Genomic DNA, 19,843 nt, shown 5'->3' with positions numbered 1-19,843 from the left:
TAAGAAAAGTGAGCTGTACAAAGGAGACAAAGTATATTGACTACGGAAAAAACAAAAAGCGATCAATTACGCAGCATATTCAAAACTATTATCTTCGCTATCGCTCTAGTATTTATGATTCGCGCATTTTTATTTTCTCCGTATATTGTAGAAGGCGCTTCAATGAACCCAACGCTGCATAACGGAGAGCGTTTGTTTGTGAATAAACTGTCGTATTCGCTCCATGATATTCGCCGCGGAGATATTGTGATTATTAAAGATGAGGCTAAGAATAAGCATTATGTAAAAAGAGTAATCGGTCTGCCAGGTGAAAAAATCGAAATGAAAAAAGATCAGCTTTATATTGATGATAAAAAAGTAAGTGAACCTTATTTAAAAACGAATCGTCAAATTGCCAACAACATGGATATGGAGCTAACAGGAGATTTTGAACCCGTTCAAATACCTAAAAACGAAGTATTTGTAATGGGTGATAACCGTCTGTACAGTATGGATAGCCGCAACGGTCTAGGTCTTATTGATGAAAAACGGATTGTCGGAAAAAGCGAATTTGTATTTTACCCCGTCAAAAAAATAAGAAAAACGACGTAAAAAGAAATGCCGGCAAAGGTATTTCTTTTTTTGTGCCTATGTCTACTCAGCTTCTAGATGGGTAAGCTAAGGAAAAAAGGTGTGAATTAATTGAAGACAGCCTATGAAAAATTATTTAAACATTTTAAATTTGTTGATGCTCTTGAGATGAAAAACCGATTAGCAATGGGACCTATCCTCACATACGCTTCACGGGAAAACGGAGAAATATCTGATATTGATATGTCTTTTTACGAAAAACGAGTAGGGGGCGTCAGTACGGTAATTATCGGCCCCGCGTTTATCACAGAAAATGGCCAAGTAGCACATGGTCAAATCGGAATTCATCGTGATCAGGTCATACGAAAGCTTCATCAACTAACCCAAATGATTCATAGAAGAGGAGCTAAAGCGATTCTTCAACTATCGCACGGGGGCAGAAAGTGTGTAGAAATGGAAAATAAGTGGCAAGCCATTAGCCCAAGTGAAAAGCCTCATAAACGTAAAGGGAAAAAGCCTGTTCAAATGACCGATCGCGATATAACTTATATGGTTCAAGCGTTTGGCGAAGCTACCACCAGAGCTATGGAAGCAGGGTTTGATGGAGTAGAAATTGACGGGGGAAATGAATGTTTACTGCAGCAGTTTATATCAAGGCAAGCCAATGAACGAAGTGATTCTTATGGCGGAAGCGCAGAAAACCGCTTCACTTTTGCACTTGAAGTTATTCGTGAAGTGACGCGTCGAGCAGCACATGCGGGCAAACCATTTATTGTGGGATATACATTAGCGCCCAAAGAAAAAGGCTATTTAGGAACTAAAGTGGAAGATACATTTGAGTGGATTGATCGTCTTGTTTATACAGAAATCGATTATTTACATATCAGTGCTTTGCATGAACCTACCTTAAATAAGGAAGAAAATCGTTCACTGCTTTCTTCGATTATTAAGCACGTCAATCACCGGGTCCCTCTTGTGGGTACAGGAGGACTTACGGCAACAGAAGTAGCAGAAGCTTTTGAGCAAGGGCTGGCTTTAATTACGATTGAACAAGCATTAGTTGTACAGCCAGATTGGGTAGAAAAAGTGATAAATAGCGATGAGCCCGCTTCTATGGATGTGACGTCATTAGATAAAGATGTGAGTTTGCCACCTGAAGTGCTAGCTCACTGGCAAGATACGCATAAAAATGACCACCCTTATTAAGTGAGCGGTCGTTTTTATGTTGTTGACTTAACAAGAAGAATTTTATTTTACTGATACTATAACCAAGCAGCGTACATAGACTAAAAGAAAAACTAAAAACACAGTTGAATTCTAGGAATAGTTAGGATTACAATATAAACAACTTATTCATAAAACGGACAGCTGATCGGACATACCGAAGGCTTCTAGCAAACAACTGTTGGAGGCCTTTTTGTGCTTTCTAACAGAAGATGAAAGTGGAGGGACAACATGAAAAAGTTAATTACGTTTGCACTTATTGGCTTTTTAGCTCAGTTAATTGATGGATCACTCGGAATGGCGTACGGGGTGACATCAACTACGCTGCTTTTAACGTTTGGAATTGCACCAGCTGTGGCTTCCGCATCTGTTCACTTAGCAGAAGTTGTAACAACAGCAGCTTCTGGTGTTTCGCATATTAAATTTGGAAATGTAGATAAATCGATGGTGTTAAAACTAATTATCCCAGGTTCCATCGGAGCTTTTGTAGGAGCCTGCTTTCTAAGTAATTTACCTGGAGATGCAGTAAGACCTTACGTTTCAACATTCTTATTGCTCCTAGGAGTTTATGTGTTATTTCGTTTTTTATTTACGTTTAAAACAAACGAAGAAAAGAGCACCAAACCTTTATCGACGAAACAGTCCATTCCGCTGGGATTAATTGCTGGATTTGCTGATGCTACAGGAGGAGGAGGCTGGGGACCGATAGCAACGCCTGTATTGCTGGCTAAAAAAGGCACAACAGCACGGAAAGTCGTTGGAACCGTGGATACAAGTGAATTTGCTATTGCCGTCTCGGCTACACTTGGCTTTTTAATCTCTCTTGGCTGGGAGCAGGTAAACTGGTTCTGGGTAGGCGCCCTTATGATTGGCGGAATTATCGCGGCTCCGATTGCTGCATGGTTTGTTCGTATTATCCCGGCTCACTTGCTTGGTTCACTTGTTGGTGGGTTTATCATTTTAACAAATGCTCGAACACTCTTAAACACTTGGGTATCAAGCAGCTCTACTCAGATAGCTGTATATGCATTCATACTTATCGTGTGGGCAGCAGCGATCATTTACTCACTGTTACAAGGAAAAAAATATAATCAAAATCGAAACGTAGAAGTTTCATAATAAAAAGGATGGAATAAAAGTAGCTCAGTTAAAGAAAGATCTGAACGTGTTTGATTCTGGATAGAGAATCAAATGTGTTCAGATTTTTTTATGGTTAGAGTGAAGGCAGTTTCATGTATGTAGTGGCCTCTAGCTGTTGGCTGGAGGGCAAGGCGAGGACTTATGCGTAAAAAGCGGAACAGGTGAGACCCGGCAGAAGTGGTCGCCCTCGGAAAACGAAGCCTTGTACGGAAATCAACAGCGGTGTAACAAGGGATCCATATTAGCGCATTATCCCATTTGTTCGTCTTTAGATTGGGGTGATTTCGTTATGCCTTAATCTCTTTTATTATCTGAATTCCGTAAAATAGAGAACCGTAGATATTTTTTTTGCGTCTTATGATACAATAGACGAGTTCATTCATGAGTGGGAATACTTTCTAACACATATAAAATTCATTGAATCGTCGAGGTGTGAAGAGTAAGTGGTCTATTTTATTTTAGTATTAGTAGCAGCTATCGAAGTAATTGTCTTATTGATTAATCGACCTGTATTTGCAAACATTCCGTATGTTCAAGTATATATTGTTCCTTTGTTAGTAGTAATTGTCATCACAATGTTACTTTCTCGAAATCCAAAGAGATTTATGCGGTGGTTTAAACAAGGGCTTATTACGATTTCAGTCGTTGTGCTTGTATTTGTACCGGTTCTCTATGCCAAAAATCTCCCGCTGTATGGTTATAATGAAGCAAAAAAAATGCTTGCGCAAAGAGAACAGCTCTTGCTAAGTCAGTTCCAAAAAGGAAAATACGTATATCCAGCAAAAGACAGCCCTAAAAAATACCGTTATCTATTTAAAGTCAATCGTGGAAACGGCATGCTTGAATATGTATTCGACCCATACACAGGCGGTTATGAAGTTGTGACAGATGTGATAAAAAAATAAAGGTTTAGCTTATTTAAAGCTAAACCTTTTAATATGAGAAAAATTGAAACTTTTTGAAAATCTGTACGTATTTATTAAAGAACGTTCACAAAAAAGTCACAAAAGGAGTTGCACAATGGGAAAGTTAGAATACCGACTGCTAAAGTTTGATGATACATTTGTATCTATTTATCACTATCAATCTATTGAACTTGAACAAATTTTAGCACGAAGAGAATGCGAATTTTTTGTTAAAGAAGGATTAACGTATAAACAAACTTCATCTGCAGTCGAAGATGATATACATATTATTTATGTAAAAGAACATGAACATGGACCGAAAGAGCAAGCAGAAGATGATCACAGAGAGATTACATTAGAAGTCCGCGAACTGAATTCTCTTCGAGGACATCCGATTTTATTCGTCTCTTCATTTTATACGCACTTGGACGTATTAAGCTATATCGGAACAGTGTATACCTACTATAATGGATGGGAATGGGAAAGAGACTCTGCGGAAATTGATGAAGATCGCAGCGTGTACAGTTTATACGTAACAAAAACAGGCGTAACGTATGAAGGGGGAAAGGCGTAATGTCAAAAACAAAAAAAATGATGGCCGGGGTTTTGACCACAGCTTTAATGACATCGCTCGTTGCCTGTAGTTCAACTGATCAGGCAAGACCAGCTAAACCGAAAGATAAATCGTGTGACAAGTGGAAATGGGATGAAGATACGCAAACGTACTACTGTTCAGATTCTTCTTCTTCGCACAGCGGCTCATATTATCACGGAGGCCGCTACTACGGCTCTAAAAAACAGCTGACCTCATCATCGGCCTATAAATCATTTAAATCAAGCAGCTCGTATAAATCTGGAATTGGGAGCGGCTCTAAAGGCGGTTTTGGCGGGTAATGCATAAGGAAAAGCGAGAAATGTTTTATAAAGAAATTGAAGATTTTTGGCACGATTTATATGGAACAGAGTATGCTCTTTATGACGTACATATGAATTCTTCTCATATCATTGATTCTATTAAAGAAGCTGCAAATCAAATTGGGGAATTATTTTTTAAAACTGCACCTTTACTTCGTTCGTTAGATGATCAGACGCTTTTTTCTTTAGGATTTCCAAAAGACAGCCTCCCGTACCTACGACTGAAAACGATGGAAACAGAAAGTGTGATTTCGCGCCTTGATTTTGCTGTTACGACTGATCAAATTAAGCTTTTAGAACTAAATGCGGATACGCCTACGTTTATTAAAGAATTATTTCATGTAAATGAGTTAGTCTGTCGTCATTTTCAAGTAAAAAACCCTAATAAGCTTGAGGAAAAAAAGCTTGCTTTAGCATTAAAACACGCCATTTTTGAAGCTTATAACGAGCTCGATAGTACGAACTATCCAAACGTCGTTTTTTCTTCTCATGATACATATGAAGAAGATAAGCTAACGACTCTTTATTTAATGAAGCTAGCCGATGTAGATGCTACATACGTTCCATTATCGCAGCTTCGAATTGTCCCTTCCTTTACAGTGGAAGAAGGTGAACATATAGAAGCGGGCGTGTATGATCAATATGGACAAAAAATAGACGTACTTTATCGCCAAACGTATCCGCTTGAACATTTAATTGAAGATGAAGATCCGAGCACGCATGAAAAAGTCGGACATATGCTTTTAACATTGGCGCAGCAAAAAAAAGTAGCCATAATCAACCCGCCTTCTGCATTTTTACTGCAGTCCAAAGCCGTGCAAGCACTCATTTGGGCTTTGTATGAACAACATCACCCTTTCTTCACTAAAGAAGAGCATCACATCATTGAAACGTACTTTTTACCAACGTATTTAGAAGAAGATCCATTTATTGAAAGAAAACAAGCATTTGTGAAGAAACCATCTTTTGGTCGTGAGGGAGATACCGTTGAAATTTATAATAAAGATGGAATCAAAATAGACGAAGATCAGCATAAGACATATCAAGAATACACGGCTGTGTATCAACAGTTTATTCCATTGCCAACTGCAACGATGAAGACTCAAACGCAAACAATAGAGGCCCATATCATGTACGGGTGCTTTTTATTAAATGGAAAAGCAAGCGCAGTAGGCATACGAGCTGGAAATCAAATTACGGATAACGAATCGTATTATTTGCCGATTGGATTAAAATGAAAAGGGGAATAAAAATGACACAATGGATTGATTGGGCTAGTATAGGGAGCTTTTTATCTCACGTAGCGGTAGGGTTAGGGCTATTATTTATCGGAGTTATGGTATTTGAATTAACAACAAAGTTTAATGACCGTGAACTCATAAAAAAAGGCAATGTGGCTGTCGCTTTGAAGTTATGGGGAAAAGGAATTGGGCTTGCTATTGTCATTTTTACTGTATGGAGCAACAGCTTAAATTTGGTAGATGCAGCTCTTTGGGGAGTAGTAGGTATCATTACTCAAGTAGTGGCATATTGGGTTATTGAATTTATCATGACGCCTAAAACGAGCCTAGCCAAAAAAGTAGAAGAAGGAAATGTAGCGGTTGGAGTAACTCTTTTTGCAGCGTCGGTTGCCGTCGGTCTTATTGTGGCCGGAAGCTTAACATATTAAAAGAAGGCGATTCCTGTTTTACGGGGAATCGCTTTTTTTATATCCAGATTGCTCGTGTTTACTTAGTAATAATGTACGTGTATTTTCACGGTCGGCACGAACAATTTTTTGCTGTGTGTAAAGCGGAATGACAAAGAGCAAAATAAATAAAAAAACATAGCTCATTTTTGTTATCCTCCCATGTAAATTGTAAACGCCTGCTAATAGTGTGTGACAAACGATACGTAAATATAGCATATTTGATTGGATGAACTGGAAAAAATTGAGGGATACAAAAAGAATATAATCTTACCTTCAACAAAAACTAAAAGCAGTATAGAGGCACGTCTTTTATCAAGAAAGGAGTTGGGAAAAGTGAAAAGGTGGCTCATTTTGTGCTTAATGATTATAATCGCAGCTGGATGTGGACGCCCAGATGAAACGTCTCAACCGAGCATTTTCCTTATACCAGAAGGGTACAAAGGATGGGTTATGGTCGAATATGATAAAGATAACGGAAATCCCAGCAAGACAGAAGGAGACTACACTGTATTTAAAGTAAATGACCAGGGAGTCGGGAAAACCAAAACGCTTTTAAGCGGCGGCGGCTGGGCAAGAAATAAATATTTCTATGTAAATAAAAATGGAGAGCGAAAGCAATTGAAGCAGGGGAAGATGATTCATGGAACGACTCAAGGCAACAAAAATCATACGGTAACCTACTTTTTCGTCGGCACCGCAAAAGAGTTCGATAAGGCCGGAGACTACCGAAGAAAACTTACCGAAGAAAGTTCTTCGTAAGAAAAGAAACGTTGCCTCTTCGGCAACGTTTCTTTTCTATCTTCATTTGAATGTGCAAAAGACGGTGTCTTTTAAACGTTGAATTTCGTTTAATGCTTCTTTCTGCTTATGAATTACCCAATCCGGCAATGAATGTTCAACCGACAGCTCGTCGAAACAAGCCCCGCATGTTTTAACTTCAATATAAGATTCAATATACTGAAGGTGATCTAAGTTATAAGCCCATAGTCGACGTTCAGGGCATATCGTTTCTAAGTAAAGCGGAAGCTGAAAAAAAGGATCTAATGCTTCAGAAAATTCTAACGGTCCTTGGCTATCAGCATTGGTTACGTCTAGATAACCGCAGTGAGGACACGTGCATGAGTGCGTTGACCCGCTCAATTTTTTATCCAGTTTTACAACTCGCGCACATAGTTCGCAGTTTGGACATTTTACTAAGATGAAATCAAGGAACTTATCTAAAAATTGTTGCTGTATTACTTGCTGATTTGTCATTTTTTGTACCTCTAACTGTCAAACTTTTTTTAGTTACGAAAATAAATCATGAAACCTACATACTATTCATAACACATGATGGGGGTTAAAACAACAAAAACCCTTTTCGATAGAAGGGTTGTATGATATAGTATGACAAATCAGAATAAATAAAGAAAAATGGTGAGAAAAAATGAGTCAAAACGAACAATGGACATCAAAACTCGGCTTTATCTTGGCATCTGCCGGTTCCGCAATTGGAATCGGAGCCATTTGGAAACTGCCTTATGTAGCCGGAACAAGCGGAGGAGGGGCCTTTTTTTTACTGTTTATCTTGTTTACAGCAATTATTGGTTTGCCGCTTTTGCTTGCTGAATTTGTACTAGGTAGACATACACAAAAGGAAGCAATTCGTGCTTATGATGCAGTTGCTCCCGGTTCTCTATGGAAAGGAATCGGGTATTTAGGTGTGATTACATGTTTCATTTTATTATCTTTCTATAGTGTAGTAGGAGGATGGATTTTACAATATATTTTTGCAAGCGTCACGGGTCAGCTGAATGGAGTAAGGGACTACGGGAGTTTATTTAACTCGACCATTGCTAATCCAACAAGTGCTGTTATCTCTCAATTTGTTTTTCTTCTTTTAACAATTGTTGTAGTCGCAAGAGGCATTCAAAATGGTATTGAAAAAGCAAACAAAATTTTAATGCCTGCTCTCTTTATTTTATTTATTATTATCATTATTCGTTCTTTAACATTAGACGGGGCGATGGAAGGCGTATCTTTCTTTTTGTATCCAGATTTTTCAAAGCTTACATCCCAAACCATTTTGTTTGCCATGGGACAAGCATTCTTTTCGCTTAGCGTAGGCGTTTCAGTTATGGTTACGTACAGTTCGTATCTATCTAAGCAGCAAAACTTGCCAAAATCGGCTATTTCAATTTCAGCGTTAAATATTTTGATTTCTTTACTAGCAGGACTGGCAATTTTCCCTGCGGTCTTCTCAATGGGTGTAAAACCGACGGAAGGACCAGGTCTTTTATTCATTGTATTGCCTTCTATTTTTGAACAGCTTCCGTTCGGAATTGTGTTTCAAACTTTCTTTTTGGCGCTGTTTTTATTTGCCACTTTGACATCTGCGTTTTCGATGTTAGAAATTATTGTTGCTTCTTTAGCCAAAGGAGAGCAGCATAAGCGTATAAAGCTATCTTGGATTTCGGGCTTGCTAATCTTCGTGGTAGGAATACCTTCAGCGCTATCGTATGGTTTATTAAGTGACGTATCGATCTTTGGAAAAAGCATCTTTGACGCTTTCGATTTTCTTGTAAGTAATATCCTTATGCCACTAGGTGCTCTTTTAATCGCCATCTTTGTTCCTTGGAAAATGAAAAAAGATGTGCTAATTGAAGAATTTAAGCACGGTTCAACGAATGTGAAGCGCTGGTTCTCTTTATGGCTTCTTGCTATTCGATACATTGCACCTGTTTTAATTATCATTGTATTTATTAATATGCTAGGCTTTATCTAACGAAAAAACGCTGTTAAAACGCTTGGTTTTAACAGCGTTTTTTTGAAGGAAGAGGAGGAGTATGATGCTTGATTTCTTGTATGATATGTTTGTAGGGGCAGGGGTATTTATTTTATTAATAATTCTGTTGCTAGTAGCGAGAACGTCAGGGAAACGCAAGAAATAGGCGGGTATAATTCCCAGTGTAAAAACCCCAAAAAAGACTAACACCACAGAATTAAACTATGATAATATATTATCCTATGAGCATAATCAATGCTCACATATGTTGTGATGAAGCGTTTTTTAGAAAGAGGGATCATCTTGAGTGGAGAAGTTCTTGTCAAGATTTTATCTCAAGCGTATGAACAAAAAAAGACATTACCAATCGTCTCATTCTCGTCTTTTTTTGAACAAAAAAAGGTGGGCTTTCGTTTAAATAACGATGTGTCCGCTGATATTATCTACCATACGCTTATGTGTATTCAGAGAAAAACGTGTGTCCAAGATGTGTTAGTGGAAGTACTAAAAGTTGATAGTCCAAACAATGACGGGGCATTTTCTGATTGTGTATATATTTTAGCAAATGGTACAAAACAGCAAGTGAAAGAATGGGTTCAACCCTTACATCCTAAAAGAGTGAAACAAGGATATCAGCACGGGACACCCATTGATGCGCCACAGTTAAAAAATGACTACCACGTGTTTGCCGTTACTTGGTCATAAGCGTTTAACCCAAAAAACATCCTGCTGTCGCTGCAGGATGTTTTTTGTTAATAAGGATGAGCATCGTGTCCTTTTTCATTAGCTTCTTCTACCGCATCAGCAGCTTTGTTGCTTCCTAACGGTGAACCGCCTTCTTTTGGCAGTTTCCCGTATGTAGGAGTCATTTCTGCTCCCATTTCAATTTCTAGGGAACCATCATCATGCATCAGAAGACCAATGCCATTTGCTACTCGATTGCCATAGTCAAAATCACATTGAGTTAAAAGCTCAATCATCTTTGTTTGAACGGTATGATGACAACATTTTAAGCCGTCTACTAAATTTTGAATAAGCTCATCACGTTCCCAGTCCTCTAGTAAACGATAGCGTTCACCAGCTTGCTTAAAGTCATTTGTACGATCAATTTTTTCTTTTTTTACATTTCCTTCAACATAAGGCTGATGAGGTTTTGGATGGTTATGCGCTTCTTGAAGACCTCCAAGAGAAGAAGGCTCGTAATTCACGTGCGGGTTCTGACCTGGAGCAGCATCTACATGATAGGCCATTTGACCGTCGCGTTGATTTGTTGCTACATGTTTTTTCGGCGCGTTAATAGGCAGCTGCAAGTAGTTTGTTCCCACCCGGTGACGCTGCGTGTCGGAATAAGAAAACGTTCTTCCTTGCAGCATTTTATCATCAGAAAAATCTAGCCCGTCTACAAGCACACCCGTACCAAATGCGACTTGCTCCGTTTCAGCAAATACGTTGCTTGGATTTTTATCTAGGACCATTTTACCTACTGGAAGAAATGGAAATTGGTCTTCCGGCCAAATTTTCGTGTCATCAAGGGGATCAAAATCCAGTTCGGGATGCTCTCCATCTTCCATGATTTGTATACAAAGTTCCCACTCGGGGTAGTTACCGCTCTCAATCGCTTCATACAAGTCTTGAGTGGCGTGACTGATATTTTTAGCTTGAATTTCTTCTGCTTGCTTTTGGGTCAAATTTTTAATTCCTTGTTTTGGTTCCCAATGGTATTTCACAAGAAACGCATCGCCATCTTTGTTTACCCACTTATATGTATTAACACCGGAACCTTGCATTTGCCGATAGTTAGCAGGTATTCCCCAAGGTGAAAATAAAAAAGTAATCATATGCATAGCCTCAGGAGTGTGAGAAATAAAATCAAAAATACGCTCGGTATCTTGACGGTTTGTCACAGGATCGGGCTTAAAAGCATGAATCAAATCAGGGAATTTAATAGCATCGCGGATAAAAAATATTTTAAGGTTATTTCCTACTAAATCCCAGTTTCCGTCTTCTGTGTAGAACTTTACAGCAAACCCCCTTGGGTCTCGCATTGTTTCTGGAGAGTCCTTTCCATGAGTTACGGTAGAAAATCTCACAAAAATGGGCGTCTGTTTGCCTGCTCCTGAAAAAACTTTTGCGCGGGTGTATTTTTCAACGGGCTCGTCCCCAAGCTTTCCGTACGTTTCAAAATATCCGTGAGCTCCCGTTCCCCGGGCATGAACAACACGTTCCGGTATACGTTCACGATCAAAATGCGAGAGTTTTTCAATCAGCTGGTAATTTTCAAGAGTAGCAGGTCCTCTGTTTCCTACCGTTCGAGAATTTTGGTTATCACGAATGGGGTGACCTTGACGCGTTGTAAGCGTCTGCTCGTTTTCTCCGGCTGCATAGCGTTTGTCTTCCGAGTCACCCGATCCGCTAACATTTGTACCATGAATGCCTTTATGGCTCATAAAATAATCCTCCTTGTTTCAAACATAACAAGACTATTTTTTTCAGCCCTCGCTTTTTTATTCATTAATATGGAAATAATATAAATTTTTAGAAGAAAAACTGTTTTACTAGAGAGGGGAACAAATCCGCTAAACGAATAAATTTAAAAAAAGTTTCACATTTCAAAAAAAAATAAATTGTTTTTTTTTGAAATATAAAGATAATGTTACGGGTGATTTTTTACCTATTATTAGTGTAGGAAAAGGAATAATATTGGAATATATTAGCTTTTTTGTCGAACTTATTAAGTGCTAAACGACAATAAACTACGACAATATACACCATACAGCTGTGTTGCTGTCGTTTCCTGTAACATAAATGTAATATTAGTGATGTTATTTTGTAATAATGTGTTGTTACAATGTAAACGTCTTATAGATTAGTAGATTATGGCATTGGAGGAACCTTTTTTTATGAAAAAGTTGATATATTCGTTAGCGTTATGTGGATCTTTAACAGTAGTACCTACAATTAGTGAAGCTGCTTTAGGAGATGCTACGCTGCACCCGGGAACAAGTAATTCAGATGTGAAAGAATTACAGCAAAAATTAAAAAACAAAGGTTATTTTACATACGGTACAACAACAAACTATTACGGTTCAATCACGACTAGCGCAGTAAAGTCGTTTCAGCGTGCAAATGGTTTATCTGCAGATGGTATTGCAGGTCCATCTACATTTAATAAGCTGCTAGGAAGCGGAAGCTCATCAAGTTCATCAATTAGCTCAAGTTCATTGCTGCGCGTTGGTTCAACTGGACCAAATGTACAATCTTTACAGCAGCAGCTAAAGAATAAAGGCTATTTTAAAGGAACTACGACTCAATACTTCGGTTCAATTACAAAAAATGCAGTAATGGCATTTCAACGTGCAAACGGACTGTCTGTGGACGGAATTGCGGGTCCAGCTACGTTAAGTAAATTAAAAAATGGCGGTTCTAGCGCTTCAACTGGTGGTTCTAGCTCTAGCAACTCAACTATTTTACGTCAAGGTATGAAAGGTTCAGCAGTAAGCAGCCTTCAGCAAAAACTAAAAAATAAAGGTTACTTCTCAGCTGGTGTAACAGGCTACTTTGGCTCAATTACAACAAGTGCAGTAAAATCATTTCAACGTGCAAATGGTTTATTAGTAGACGGAGAAGCGGGTCCAGATACGCTGAATAAATTAAATTCAAGCAGCTCTAGCAGCTCAAAACCTTCAACATCAACAGGAAGCAGCACAAGCTCAAGCTCAGCTTCAAAAGTTATTTCATATGGTAAACGTTTTATGGGAACACCTTATGTTTGGGGCGGAGCTGCGCCTGGAGGCTTTGATTGCAGTGGTTACCTTAACTATGTATATCGCAATGCAGTAGGTGTAAGTCTTCCTCGTACAGTTGCTAGCATCTATCAAACTGGTACGCGTGTAAGCTCACCTCAGCCTGGCGATATCGTTTTCTTTGAAACGTACCAACCAGGAGCTAGTCATGCTGGAATTTATATCGGGAACGGTCAATTCATGCATGCAGGTTCTTCAACAGGCGTGACAATCACATCACTAAGCAACTCTTACTGGTCAAAACGTTACTTAGGAGCAAAGCGTTACCTATAAGAGTGTAACAAAAAGGAGTAGTTGTAGAACTATTCCTTTTTTCTATGCACCATAAACGTAAAAGTAGGAAATTTTTGCGCGATTTGGTATGATAACTAGGGAACAAATAAAAGGAGTGTATAACATGGCTATTGTAGATGTAACCATTATTCCGGTAGGTACGGAAACGCCAAGCGTGAGTCAGTACGTAGCTGATATTCAAAAAGTGTTGGCCAAGCATGAAGATGAAATTACATATCAATTAACCCCTATGAATACATTGATTGAAGGGGAATTAAGCACGTTGCTAAACATTGTTCAAGAGATGCATGAAGTACCTTTTGAAAATGGCATTCAGCGCGTATGTACAAATTTACGAATTGATGATCGCCGTGATAAAGAAAATCATACGATGGCTGGGAAATTACAATCAGTACAGTCTAAATTAAAAGCAAAATAAAAAATATGCAATACAATAAAAAACGCTTGAGTATCCACTCAGGCGTTTTTTATTGTATTTATACTTAATTAGCATGCACAAGAGAAAAAATTTGAAAAGCCACGCGCAGCCGAAGAGTTTCCTCTGACGTGTGAATAGGTCTTTTTAATAATTCTTCGCATTTTTCAATTCGATAGATCACCGTGTTCCGGTGAACGAATAACTGCTTAGCAGTCTCTGAGATTTGGCAATTGGAATTTAGGTATGTTTCAAGCGTGTCAAGTAAGATGGAGCGATCTTTCTTATCGTACTGCAGCAAACCTTCTAATGTTTGAGAGTAGTAATCCTGTAAATCGTTTGCTGGAAGCAACCTCAGCAGCTCTTTAAACTGTTTTGGCTGATAAAATTGAATAAGCTTCGACTGATCTTTAAAATGGATGGTTTCAAGAGCTTCAACAGCTTCTTTATATGAGTCAGCGATTGTAAGTAGGGATTGGCTTTGGTTTCCAACTCCAAATGACATTCGCTTGTCGTAATGACGGTAAACAGCTTCCTGCAAGCGATGCAAGCATTCTATAATCATCGGTTGAGAATGAGGTGTAAACAAAAGAATATAAAGATTGTCATAAAAAAACAAAACGGCCTCTGTATGACCTGCTGATAACTCATAGTGAAGGAGTTCATAGATCATATCATCATCGCTGTAAGGCGTGAATGTAGAGTGGATTTTCCCGACGGCGCAAATATAGCTGTTTCCTGCTGATAAGCCCATCATCTGTGCTTGAAAGGAAGCATCTTCAAGCGTTTTATAATAATTGTTAACAAGCTGATTGAAAAAATCGTTTTTTCGTCGCCGTTCAGCTTCATACAAAGCCTGCTGTCTCATCATTTCGAAGGATAAAACGTTTGTCGCTTGTTCAATCGTTAGGAGCGCCGAAGCGGATACAGAAACTTGGTGTTCAATAAGTAAATAACTGTATTTTCTTGTATGAGTAGCAATCGGAAAAAGCGTAACGGTTTTTTTTGTGTGTAAAAAGGAAAAGGTTGTATATTTTACCGTTCGTAAAAACAGCTGCTTAGCGCCCGCTACCGCTTCTTCCATCGGGAGTGAAAAGGGTTCGCGTTTGTTTGTATAAAAGAGTTCATGGCCATGGGTATCAAAAAGGGCAACGTGAGCATTGCATAGCGTTTGAATAGATTGCATAATTTTCTCAATGCCTTTTCCTTGTAAGATGTACGAAGAAAATAGCTGATGTGTGACCATCGCTTGCTGAAGTTTGGCTGTTTTTTTATCTAAAATAAAGCTGAGAGATTCGTTAATAACCGCTCCTAACGTTTCGTCCGTTTGGAAATCAATGATCGGAAAGTGAAGTTCATCAGCTAGCTGACAAATAGAAGCAGGCACGTGTTCGAAAAAGCGCTTCGTTTTGATGGCCAATCCTGCACATTTCTTTTTAGCCATTCCTTCTACAAGTTTTGCTAAGCTTTCTTCATGTTCTTTGAAATGATAACCCGTTGTAATTAAAAATTCTCCTTCTTTTAAAAAAGATAAAATATCGGGTGCGTCCATCATATTGACGTTATGTACTTTGCGGGTGACTCCTTTTTGCCCGGCTACTACAGATGCTTTTTCATAAATTGGAATGCGTAAAAGAGTTTGTAGTTCCATTATTCATTACTCCTTTTGTTAAAAATTCTCACATTTCCCTGCGCATATCTTTATCTATCTTTTATTTTATAAGAAAGTTTAGTTAAAATAAATAAAATTTTCAGAAAAAAATGTATAAATTGTTAATGAAGAAGTGTATTCAATCCTGTAAGATAAAGTAAATAACATATAATGTTAGAAAAAATGACGTATATAAAACTTTACGTATTTAGTGATAACAGTCAAAAAAACACTAAATCATTGTAGAAAGTGTCAATGAAAACAATCGGTCATTTTCTTAAAATGAAGATAGCAGGAGGGGTAGCAATGGTTGCAGATATGACGGGAAAATCTAAGCTTTGTCAGCAAATCGAAGAAAACATTAGCTGGTTGTCACAGTTTGGGTTAGATGAAAAAGAAGGCGTCACGAGGCTTTTATATACGGAACAGTGGAATGCAGCTCAAAAAGCATTGGAAGAAAAAATGAAGGGGCTTCACCTCAAAACGTATTACGATGATGTAGGAAATTTGTTTGGACGGTTGCAAGGAACGGGTTCAGAACAACAAGTTATTTTAACAGGATCCCATATCGACACCGTGATAAACGGAGGAAAATATGACGGGGCATTTGGTGTTGTGGCAGGTATCCTTGCTCTGCAGTACCTATATGCGCATTATGGCTCCCCTACAAAAACCTTAGAGGTCGTATCACTTTGTGAAGAAGAAGGCAGTAGATTTCCTCTTACGTATTGGGGATCAGGTAATATGAATGGATTACACAGCAAAAGTGATGCAAAACATGTTATAAATAAAGAAGGGGTTAAGCTGGATGACGCAATGAAGCAGCTCAATTTCGGAAAAAGCCTCCACAGCGAGCCATACCGCACGGACATCGCTTCTTTTATTGAACTGCATATCGAACAAGGAAAGCAGCTTGAAATGTCTCGTTGCGATATCGGAATTGTTTCTAGTATCGTCGGGCAGAAACGATTTACAGTATCTGTTAAAGGTGAAAGTAACCATGCGGGCACAACCCCGATGAACATCAGAAAAGATGCATTTTATGTGAGCTGCAAACTTGCTAAAGCATTTATTGAATTGAGCGAAAAATATCATAACGCTTTATACGTAACGGTTGGCAAAATTACACTTTCTCCAAATGCACCGAATGTAATACCAGGATATGTAGAATTCACGGTCGATATAAGACATCATGAGTATGAGGTTTTACAAGAAGCAGAACGAGAAATGAAGGAAATTATAAAGCGAACAGCAGGGGATTTAGAAGTGAATATCGACTGCTGGATGGATGAAAAACCTGTCGCTATGAGCGAGAAATTATCTGAACTTTCCAAAATTATTTCCTCGGAAAAGAATATCTCCTCCCGAGAATTAGTAAGCGGTGCAGGACACGACTCCCAGGTATTCGGACGAAGAGTTCCCACATGTTTGTTATTCGTACCGAGCCAAGATGGAATCAGCCATTCCCCAAAGGAATTCACCAAAGGAGAACAGTTAGAAAAAGGAGTAAAGGTCTTAATAGAACTATTATATAAACTTGCCTACTAGGAGGAATTTGACATGACTATAACAAAACAGCTTCATACACCGCCGCGTACGATTATGACACCCGGACCCGTAGAAGCAGATCCCCGCGTATTAAGAGCATTAGGAACACCTATTTTAGGTCAGTTTGACCCCGCATTTACGCACATTATGAACGAAACCATGGAAATGCTTCGTGAACTATTTCAAACCAAAAACAAATGGGCTTTTCCCGTTGATGGAACGTCTAGAGCTGGGATTGAGGCAGTTCTTGCAAGTGTAGTTGAGCCTGGCGATAAAGTGTTCGTCCCGATTTTCGGCCGCTTCGGCTATTTATTAACGGAAATTGCCGAGCGCTACGGAGCTGATGTACACAATATTGAATGCGAATGGGGAGAAGTATTTGACCCTGAAACAGTTATCCGTGAAATAAAAAAAGTAAATCCGAAAATTGTTGCAATGGTTCATGGTGAAACGTCTACAGGAAGAATGCAGCCTCTTAAAGAAATTGGTGCTGCATGTCGCAACCAAGATGTTTTATTTATCGTCGACGCAGTAGCCACTATTGGCGGTACGGATGTAAAAGTAGATGAGTGGAACATTGACGCATTGATTGCAGGTACACAAAAGTGTTTATCTGTTCCGTCCGGCATGGCACCTATTACGTACAATGATCGTATAGAAAAAATTATTATGGAACGTAAAAAAGTTGAAAAAGGAATTGCGACAAAAGCAGATGCTCAAACTGTTCGTCTGCGTCCGAATATTATCAGCAACTATTTTGATTTGAGTCAGCTTCAAGACTATTGGAGTGAGCGCAGATTAAATCATCACACAGAAGCAACGTCGATGCTCTATGCTTTAAGAGAAGGGCTGCGCGTTATTTTAGAAGAAGGATTAGGGGAAAGGTTTGCAAGGCATCGCCTCCATGAAAAAGCACTTGTAGCCGGTATTAAAGCAATGGGATTATCGTTATTCGGAGATGAGCATTCAAAAGTTCCAACCGTTACTTGTGTTTTAATTCCCCCAGGTATTGACGGAGAGGCAGTTCGTTCTACGCTTCTTGAACAATTTGGAATTGAAATTGCAAGTTCTTTTGGGCCGATGCACGGAAAAATATGGCGTATCGGTACAATGGGATACAGCTGTCGAAAAGACAACGTTCTCTTTACATTGGCTGGTCTTGAAGCAGTGCTTATTCGAAACGGCGCAAGCGTGAATGCAGGTGCTGCTTTGCAAGCAGCTTTAGAAGTTTACGAGGAAGAGGTAGCGTTGTCTAGTCTGTAAAGATTCGTTTTATTCATCATATAAAGAAAAGAGGAGATTTTCTATGAGCGAATACTTTTTTACACACCCCTATGCATCGCAGCGTACGTGTACGTTTGGAAAAAACGGAATGGTAGCAACTAGTCAGCCTCTTGCTGCTCAGGCGGGTCTTGAAATGTTGAAAAAAGGAGGCAATGCGGTAGATGCTGCTATTGCCTCCGCGGCTTGTTTAACGGTTGTAGAACCTACGTCAAATGGAATTGGCGGAGACGCATTCGCTCTTGTGTGGATCAATGAAGAGCTATACGGACTCAACGCGAGCGGTCCTGCTCCTGCTTCTATCTCTATTGAGGCTCTGCGTGCCATGGGGATAAAAGAGATGCCGGCTCGCGGTTTTGTTCCTGTTACGGTCCCAGGTGCCCCCAGCGCGTGGGCGGAACTGTCAAACCGCTTTGGGCGACTGTCGTTAAAAGAAGTGCTGCAGCCTGCTATTTCGTATGCACAAGAAGGGTTCCCAATCTCCCCGATTTTAGGGTACAATTGGGAACGAGCGTTTGAACGATTTACACATGCGTTAAAAGGTGACGAATATAAGCACTGGTTTGAGACGTTTACCAACAATGGATCAGCTCCTAAAGTAGGGGAAGTGTGGCGATCACCGGACCATGCTGCTACGCTGCTTGAAATTGCCGAAACGAATGGGGAATCTTTTTACAGAGGGGATTTAGCTGATAAAATAGCAGCTTTTTCGAAAAAATACGGCGGATTTTTAACAAAAGAAGATTTAGCAGCTTTTAGAGCAGAGTGGGTGAAGCCAATTTCAACTTCTTACCGAGGATATGATGTGTGGGAAATTCCGCCAAACGGCCAAGGCCTTATTGCACTTTTAGCTTTAAATACGCTAAAAGGCTTTTCTTTCGATGCCAAAGATTCTGTCGATACATATCACAAGCAAATTGAAGCCATGAAGCTAGCGTTTGCAGATGGACAAAAATTCATTACAGATGCTGATAAAATGACAGTAGCAGTTGAAGATTTGTTGAATGATTCTTATGCAAACAAGCGCAGAGGGCTGATTGGCGAAAAAGCGCTTGTTCCCGAAGCCGGACAGCCGTCTCATAGCGGCACGATCTATTTAGCGACAGCTGATGGAGAAGGAAACATGGTATCATTCATTCAAAGTAATTACATGGATTTTGGCTCAGGACTTGTCGTACCTAATACGGGCATATGCCTGCAAAACCGTGGGCATAATTTTTCGTTAGACCCACAGCACCATAACCGATTAGAGCCTGGAAAACGAACCTACCATACTATTATTCCTGGATTTTTAACAAAGAATAAAAGCGCTGTAGGTCCATTCGGTGTAATGGGCAAATTCATGCAGCCTCAAGGACATGTGCAAGTCGTCATGAATATGATCGATTTCCATCTAAATCCTCAGGCAGCTTTAGATGCACCAAGATGGCAGTGGATTGAACATAAAAAGGTTCTTGTGGAAAAAGAACTGCCTTCACATATTGTAGAAGCATTAGAACGCAAAGGGCATGATATTCATGTGGCTACGAGCAGACATACGTTTGGAAGAGGACAGATTATTTTAAGAGATGAACAAACCGGTGTATTATACGGCGGCACAGAAGCGCGAACAGACGGAGCGGTCGTTGCTTATTAGATCACAG

At 39.3% G+C, this 19,843-nt stretch carries 19 protein-coding genes and 1 pseudogene; 16 read left to right on the top strand and 4 right to left on the bottom strand.

The window, feature by feature from the left end; genetic code table 11:
• Positions 1-36 precede the first annotated feature (36 nt).
• From lepB to MMB68_RS07335, 8 genes are all read left to right on the top strand, one after another.
• A complete protein-coding gene (gene lepB / locus MMB68_RS07370) occupies positions 37-591 on the top strand; it encodes a signal peptidase I (protein ID WP_028412768.1) in 555 nt (184 codons plus the stop codon).
• Between the two features lie 90 nt (positions 592-681).
• Positions 682-1,776: an oxidoreductase gene (locus tag MMB68_RS07365; RefSeq protein WP_277548496.1), complete on the top strand. Its 1,095-nt coding sequence runs from the start codon at positions 682-684 to the stop codon at positions 1,774-1,776.
• A gap of 249 nt (positions 1,777-2,025) precedes the next feature.
• Positions 2,026-2,913 carry a sulfite exporter TauE/SafE family protein gene (locus MMB68_RS07360; RefSeq protein ID WP_013057718.1) on the top strand — a complete coding sequence of 296 codons (888 nt, stop codon included), beginning with the start codon at positions 2,026-2,028 and terminating at the stop codon, positions 2,911-2,913.
• Between the two features lie 464 nt (positions 2,914-3,377).
• The gene (locus MMB68_RS07355) at positions 3,378-3,839 is read left to right on the top strand and encodes a hypothetical protein (protein WP_013057717.1); all 462 of its coding nucleotides are present in this window, start codon (positions 3,378-3,380) and stop codon (positions 3,837-3,839) included.
• 115 nt (positions 3,840-3,954) lie between these two features.
• Positions 3,955-4,413 carry a hypothetical protein gene (locus MMB68_RS07350; RefSeq protein ID WP_277548494.1) on the top strand — a complete coding sequence of 153 codons (459 nt, stop codon included), beginning with the start codon at positions 3,955-3,957 and terminating at the stop codon, positions 4,411-4,413.
• On the top strand, positions 4,413-4,733 hold the full coding sequence (locus MMB68_RS07345) for a hypothetical protein (RefSeq protein WP_153254878.1): 321 nt from the start codon (positions 4,413-4,415) through the stop codon (positions 4,731-4,733). The genes MMB68_RS07350 and MMB68_RS07345 overlap by 1 nt, the downstream gene beginning before the upstream one ends.
• On the top strand, positions 4,733-5,992 hold the full coding sequence (locus MMB68_RS07340; protein ID WP_277548493.1) for a glutathionylspermidine synthase family protein: 1,260 nt from the start codon (positions 4,733-4,735) through the stop codon (positions 5,990-5,992). The genes MMB68_RS07345 and MMB68_RS07340 overlap by 1 nt, the downstream gene beginning before the upstream one ends.
• A 14-nt stretch (positions 5,993-6,006) precedes the next feature.
• Positions 6,007-6,423 (top strand): DUF350 domain-containing protein, encoded by a 417-nt coding sequence (locus tag MMB68_RS07335; protein WP_153254876.1) that lies wholly within the window; start codon positions 6,007-6,009, stop codon positions 6,421-6,423.
• A gap of 18 nt (positions 6,424-6,441) precedes the next feature.
• On the opposite strand, the gene MMB68_RS07330 is transcribed toward MMB68_RS07335, so the two are convergent.
• Complete coding sequence (locus tag MMB68_RS07330; protein ID WP_221784346.1) at positions 6,442-6,588, bottom strand: hypothetical protein; 147 nt, start codon at positions 6,586-6,588, stop codon at positions 6,442-6,444.
• A gap of 189 nt (positions 6,589-6,777) precedes the next feature.
• Between MMB68_RS07330 and MMB68_RS07325 the strand changes: the two genes are divergently transcribed.
• The gene (locus MMB68_RS07325) at positions 6,778-7,203 is read left to right on the top strand and encodes a DUF6843 domain-containing protein (RefSeq protein ID WP_014459441.1); all 426 of its coding nucleotides are present in this window, start codon (positions 6,778-6,780) and stop codon (positions 7,201-7,203) included.
• Between the two features lie 42 nt (positions 7,204-7,245).
• Here MMB68_RS07325 and MMB68_RS07320 read toward each other — a convergent pair whose 3' ends face one another.
• A complete protein-coding gene (locus MMB68_RS07320) occupies positions 7,246-7,698 on the bottom strand; it encodes a hypothetical protein (protein WP_221784347.1) in 453 nt (150 codons plus the stop codon).
• Between the two features lie 172 nt (positions 7,699-7,870).
• Between MMB68_RS07320 and MMB68_RS07315 the strand changes: the two genes are divergently transcribed.
• Positions 7,871-9,208, top strand: coding sequence for a sodium-dependent transporter (locus MMB68_RS07315; protein WP_029714612.1), 1,338 nt, complete (start codon positions 7,871-7,873; stop codon positions 9,206-9,208).
• A 303-nt stretch (positions 9,209-9,511) separates the two neighbouring features.
• The gene (locus MMB68_RS07310; RefSeq protein WP_013057709.1) at positions 9,512-9,913 is read left to right on the top strand and encodes a hypothetical protein; all 402 of its coding nucleotides are present in this window, start codon (positions 9,512-9,514) and stop codon (positions 9,911-9,913) included.
• A 217-nt stretch (positions 9,914-10,130) separates the two neighbouring features.
• Here the strand turns inward: MMB68_RS07310 and MMB68_RS07305 are convergent.
• Positions 10,131-11,655, bottom strand: a pseudogene (locus tag MMB68_RS07305) (catalase); the annotation flags it as partial.
• 453 nt (positions 11,656-12,108) lie between these two features.
• On the opposite strand from MMB68_RS07305, the gene MMB68_RS07300 reads away from it, so the two are divergent.
• The gene (locus tag MMB68_RS07300; RefSeq protein WP_025751189.1) at positions 12,109-13,284 is read left to right on the top strand and encodes a C40 family peptidase; all 1,176 of its coding nucleotides are present in this window, start codon (positions 12,109-12,111) and stop codon (positions 13,282-13,284) included.
• 124 nt (positions 13,285-13,408) lie between these two features.
• Complete coding sequence (locus tag MMB68_RS07295) at positions 13,409-13,723, top strand: MTH1187 family thiamine-binding protein (protein ID WP_013083795.1); 315 nt, start codon at positions 13,409-13,411, stop codon at positions 13,721-13,723.
• A 64-nt stretch (positions 13,724-13,787) separates the two neighbouring features.
• Here MMB68_RS07295 and MMB68_RS07290 read toward each other — a convergent pair whose 3' ends face one another.
• Positions 13,788-15,371 (bottom strand): PucR family transcriptional regulator, encoded by a 1,584-nt coding sequence (locus MMB68_RS07290; protein ID WP_277548491.1) that lies wholly within the window; start codon positions 15,369-15,371, stop codon positions 13,788-13,790.
• Between the two features lie 306 nt (positions 15,372-15,677).
• On the opposite strand from MMB68_RS07290, the gene allC reads away from it, so the two are divergent.
• From allC to ggt, 3 genes are read left to right on the top strand one after another with little or no spacing between them, the layout of a single operon-like run.
• Complete coding sequence (gene allC, locus MMB68_RS07285; RefSeq protein WP_269871713.1) at positions 15,678-16,919, top strand: allantoate deiminase; 1,242 nt, start codon at positions 15,678-15,680, stop codon at positions 16,917-16,919.
• Positions 16,920-16,931: 12 nt separating this feature from the next.
• Positions 16,932-18,182 carry a pyridoxal-phosphate-dependent aminotransferase family protein gene (locus MMB68_RS07280; RefSeq protein WP_221784352.1) on the top strand — a complete coding sequence of 417 codons (1,251 nt, stop codon included), beginning with the start codon at positions 16,932-16,934 and terminating at the stop codon, positions 18,180-18,182.
• 43 nt (positions 18,183-18,225) lie between these two features.
• Complete coding sequence (gene ggt, locus MMB68_RS07275; RefSeq protein ID WP_221812728.1) at positions 18,226-19,836, top strand: gamma-glutamyltransferase; 1,611 nt, start codon at positions 18,226-18,228, stop codon at positions 19,834-19,836.
• The last annotated feature ends 7 nt before the right edge of the window (positions 19,837-19,843 follow it).

The sequence above is a fragment of the Priestia sp. Y58 genome (assembly GCF_029522095.1).
Classification (GTDB): Bacteria; Bacillota; Bacilli; order Bacillales; family Bacillaceae_H; genus Priestia; species Priestia megaterium_E.
Note: the sequence above shows the minus strand (reverse complement) of the source record. Positions and strands in the feature narration are given on the sequence as shown.

Coding starts and splice junctions, on each gene's coding strand:
- MMB68_RS07350 (WP_277548494.1), top strand. CDS start 3,955: ATGGGAAAGTTAGAATACCGACTGCTAAAGTTTGATGATACATTTGTA.
- MMB68_RS07280 (WP_221784352.1), top strand. CDS start 16,932: ATGACTATAACAAAACAGCTTCATACACCGCCGCGTACGATTATGACA.
- allC (WP_269871713.1), top strand. CDS start 15,678: ATGGTTGCAGATATGACGGGAAAATCTAAGCTTTGTCAGCAAATCGAA.
- ggt (WP_221812728.1), top strand. CDS start 18,226: ATGAGCGAATACTTTTTTACACACCCCTATGCATCGCAGCGTACGTGT.
- MMB68_RS07315 (WP_029714612.1), top strand. CDS start 7,871: ATGAGTCAAAACGAACAATGGACATCAAAACTCGGCTTTATCTTGGCA.
- MMB68_RS07320 (WP_221784347.1), bottom strand. CDS start 7,698: ATGACAAATCAGCAAGTAATACAGCAACAATTTTTAGATAAGTTCCTT.
- MMB68_RS07340 (WP_277548493.1), top strand. CDS start 4,733: ATGCATAAGGAAAAGCGAGAAATGTTTTATAAAGAAATTGAAGATTTT.
- MMB68_RS07330 (WP_221784346.1), bottom strand. CDS start 6,588: ATGAGCTATGTTTTTTTATTTATTTTGCTCTTTGTCATTCCGCTTTAC.
- MMB68_RS07335 (WP_153254876.1), top strand. CDS start 6,007: ATGACACAATGGATTGATTGGGCTAGTATAGGGAGCTTTTTATCTCAC.
- MMB68_RS07345 (WP_153254878.1), top strand. CDS start 4,413: ATGTCAAAAACAAAAAAAATGATGGCCGGGGTTTTGACCACAGCTTTA.
- MMB68_RS07295 (WP_013083795.1), top strand. CDS start 13,409: ATGGCTATTGTAGATGTAACCATTATTCCGGTAGGTACGGAAACGCCA.
- MMB68_RS07300 (WP_025751189.1), top strand. CDS start 12,109: ATGAAAAAGTTGATATATTCGTTAGCGTTATGTGGATCTTTAACAGTA.
- MMB68_RS07360 (WP_013057718.1), top strand. CDS start 2,026: ATGAAAAAGTTAATTACGTTTGCACTTATTGGCTTTTTAGCTCAGTTA.
- MMB68_RS07290 (WP_277548491.1), bottom strand. CDS start 15,371: ATGGAACTACAAACTCTTTTACGCATTCCAATTTATGAAAAAGCATCT.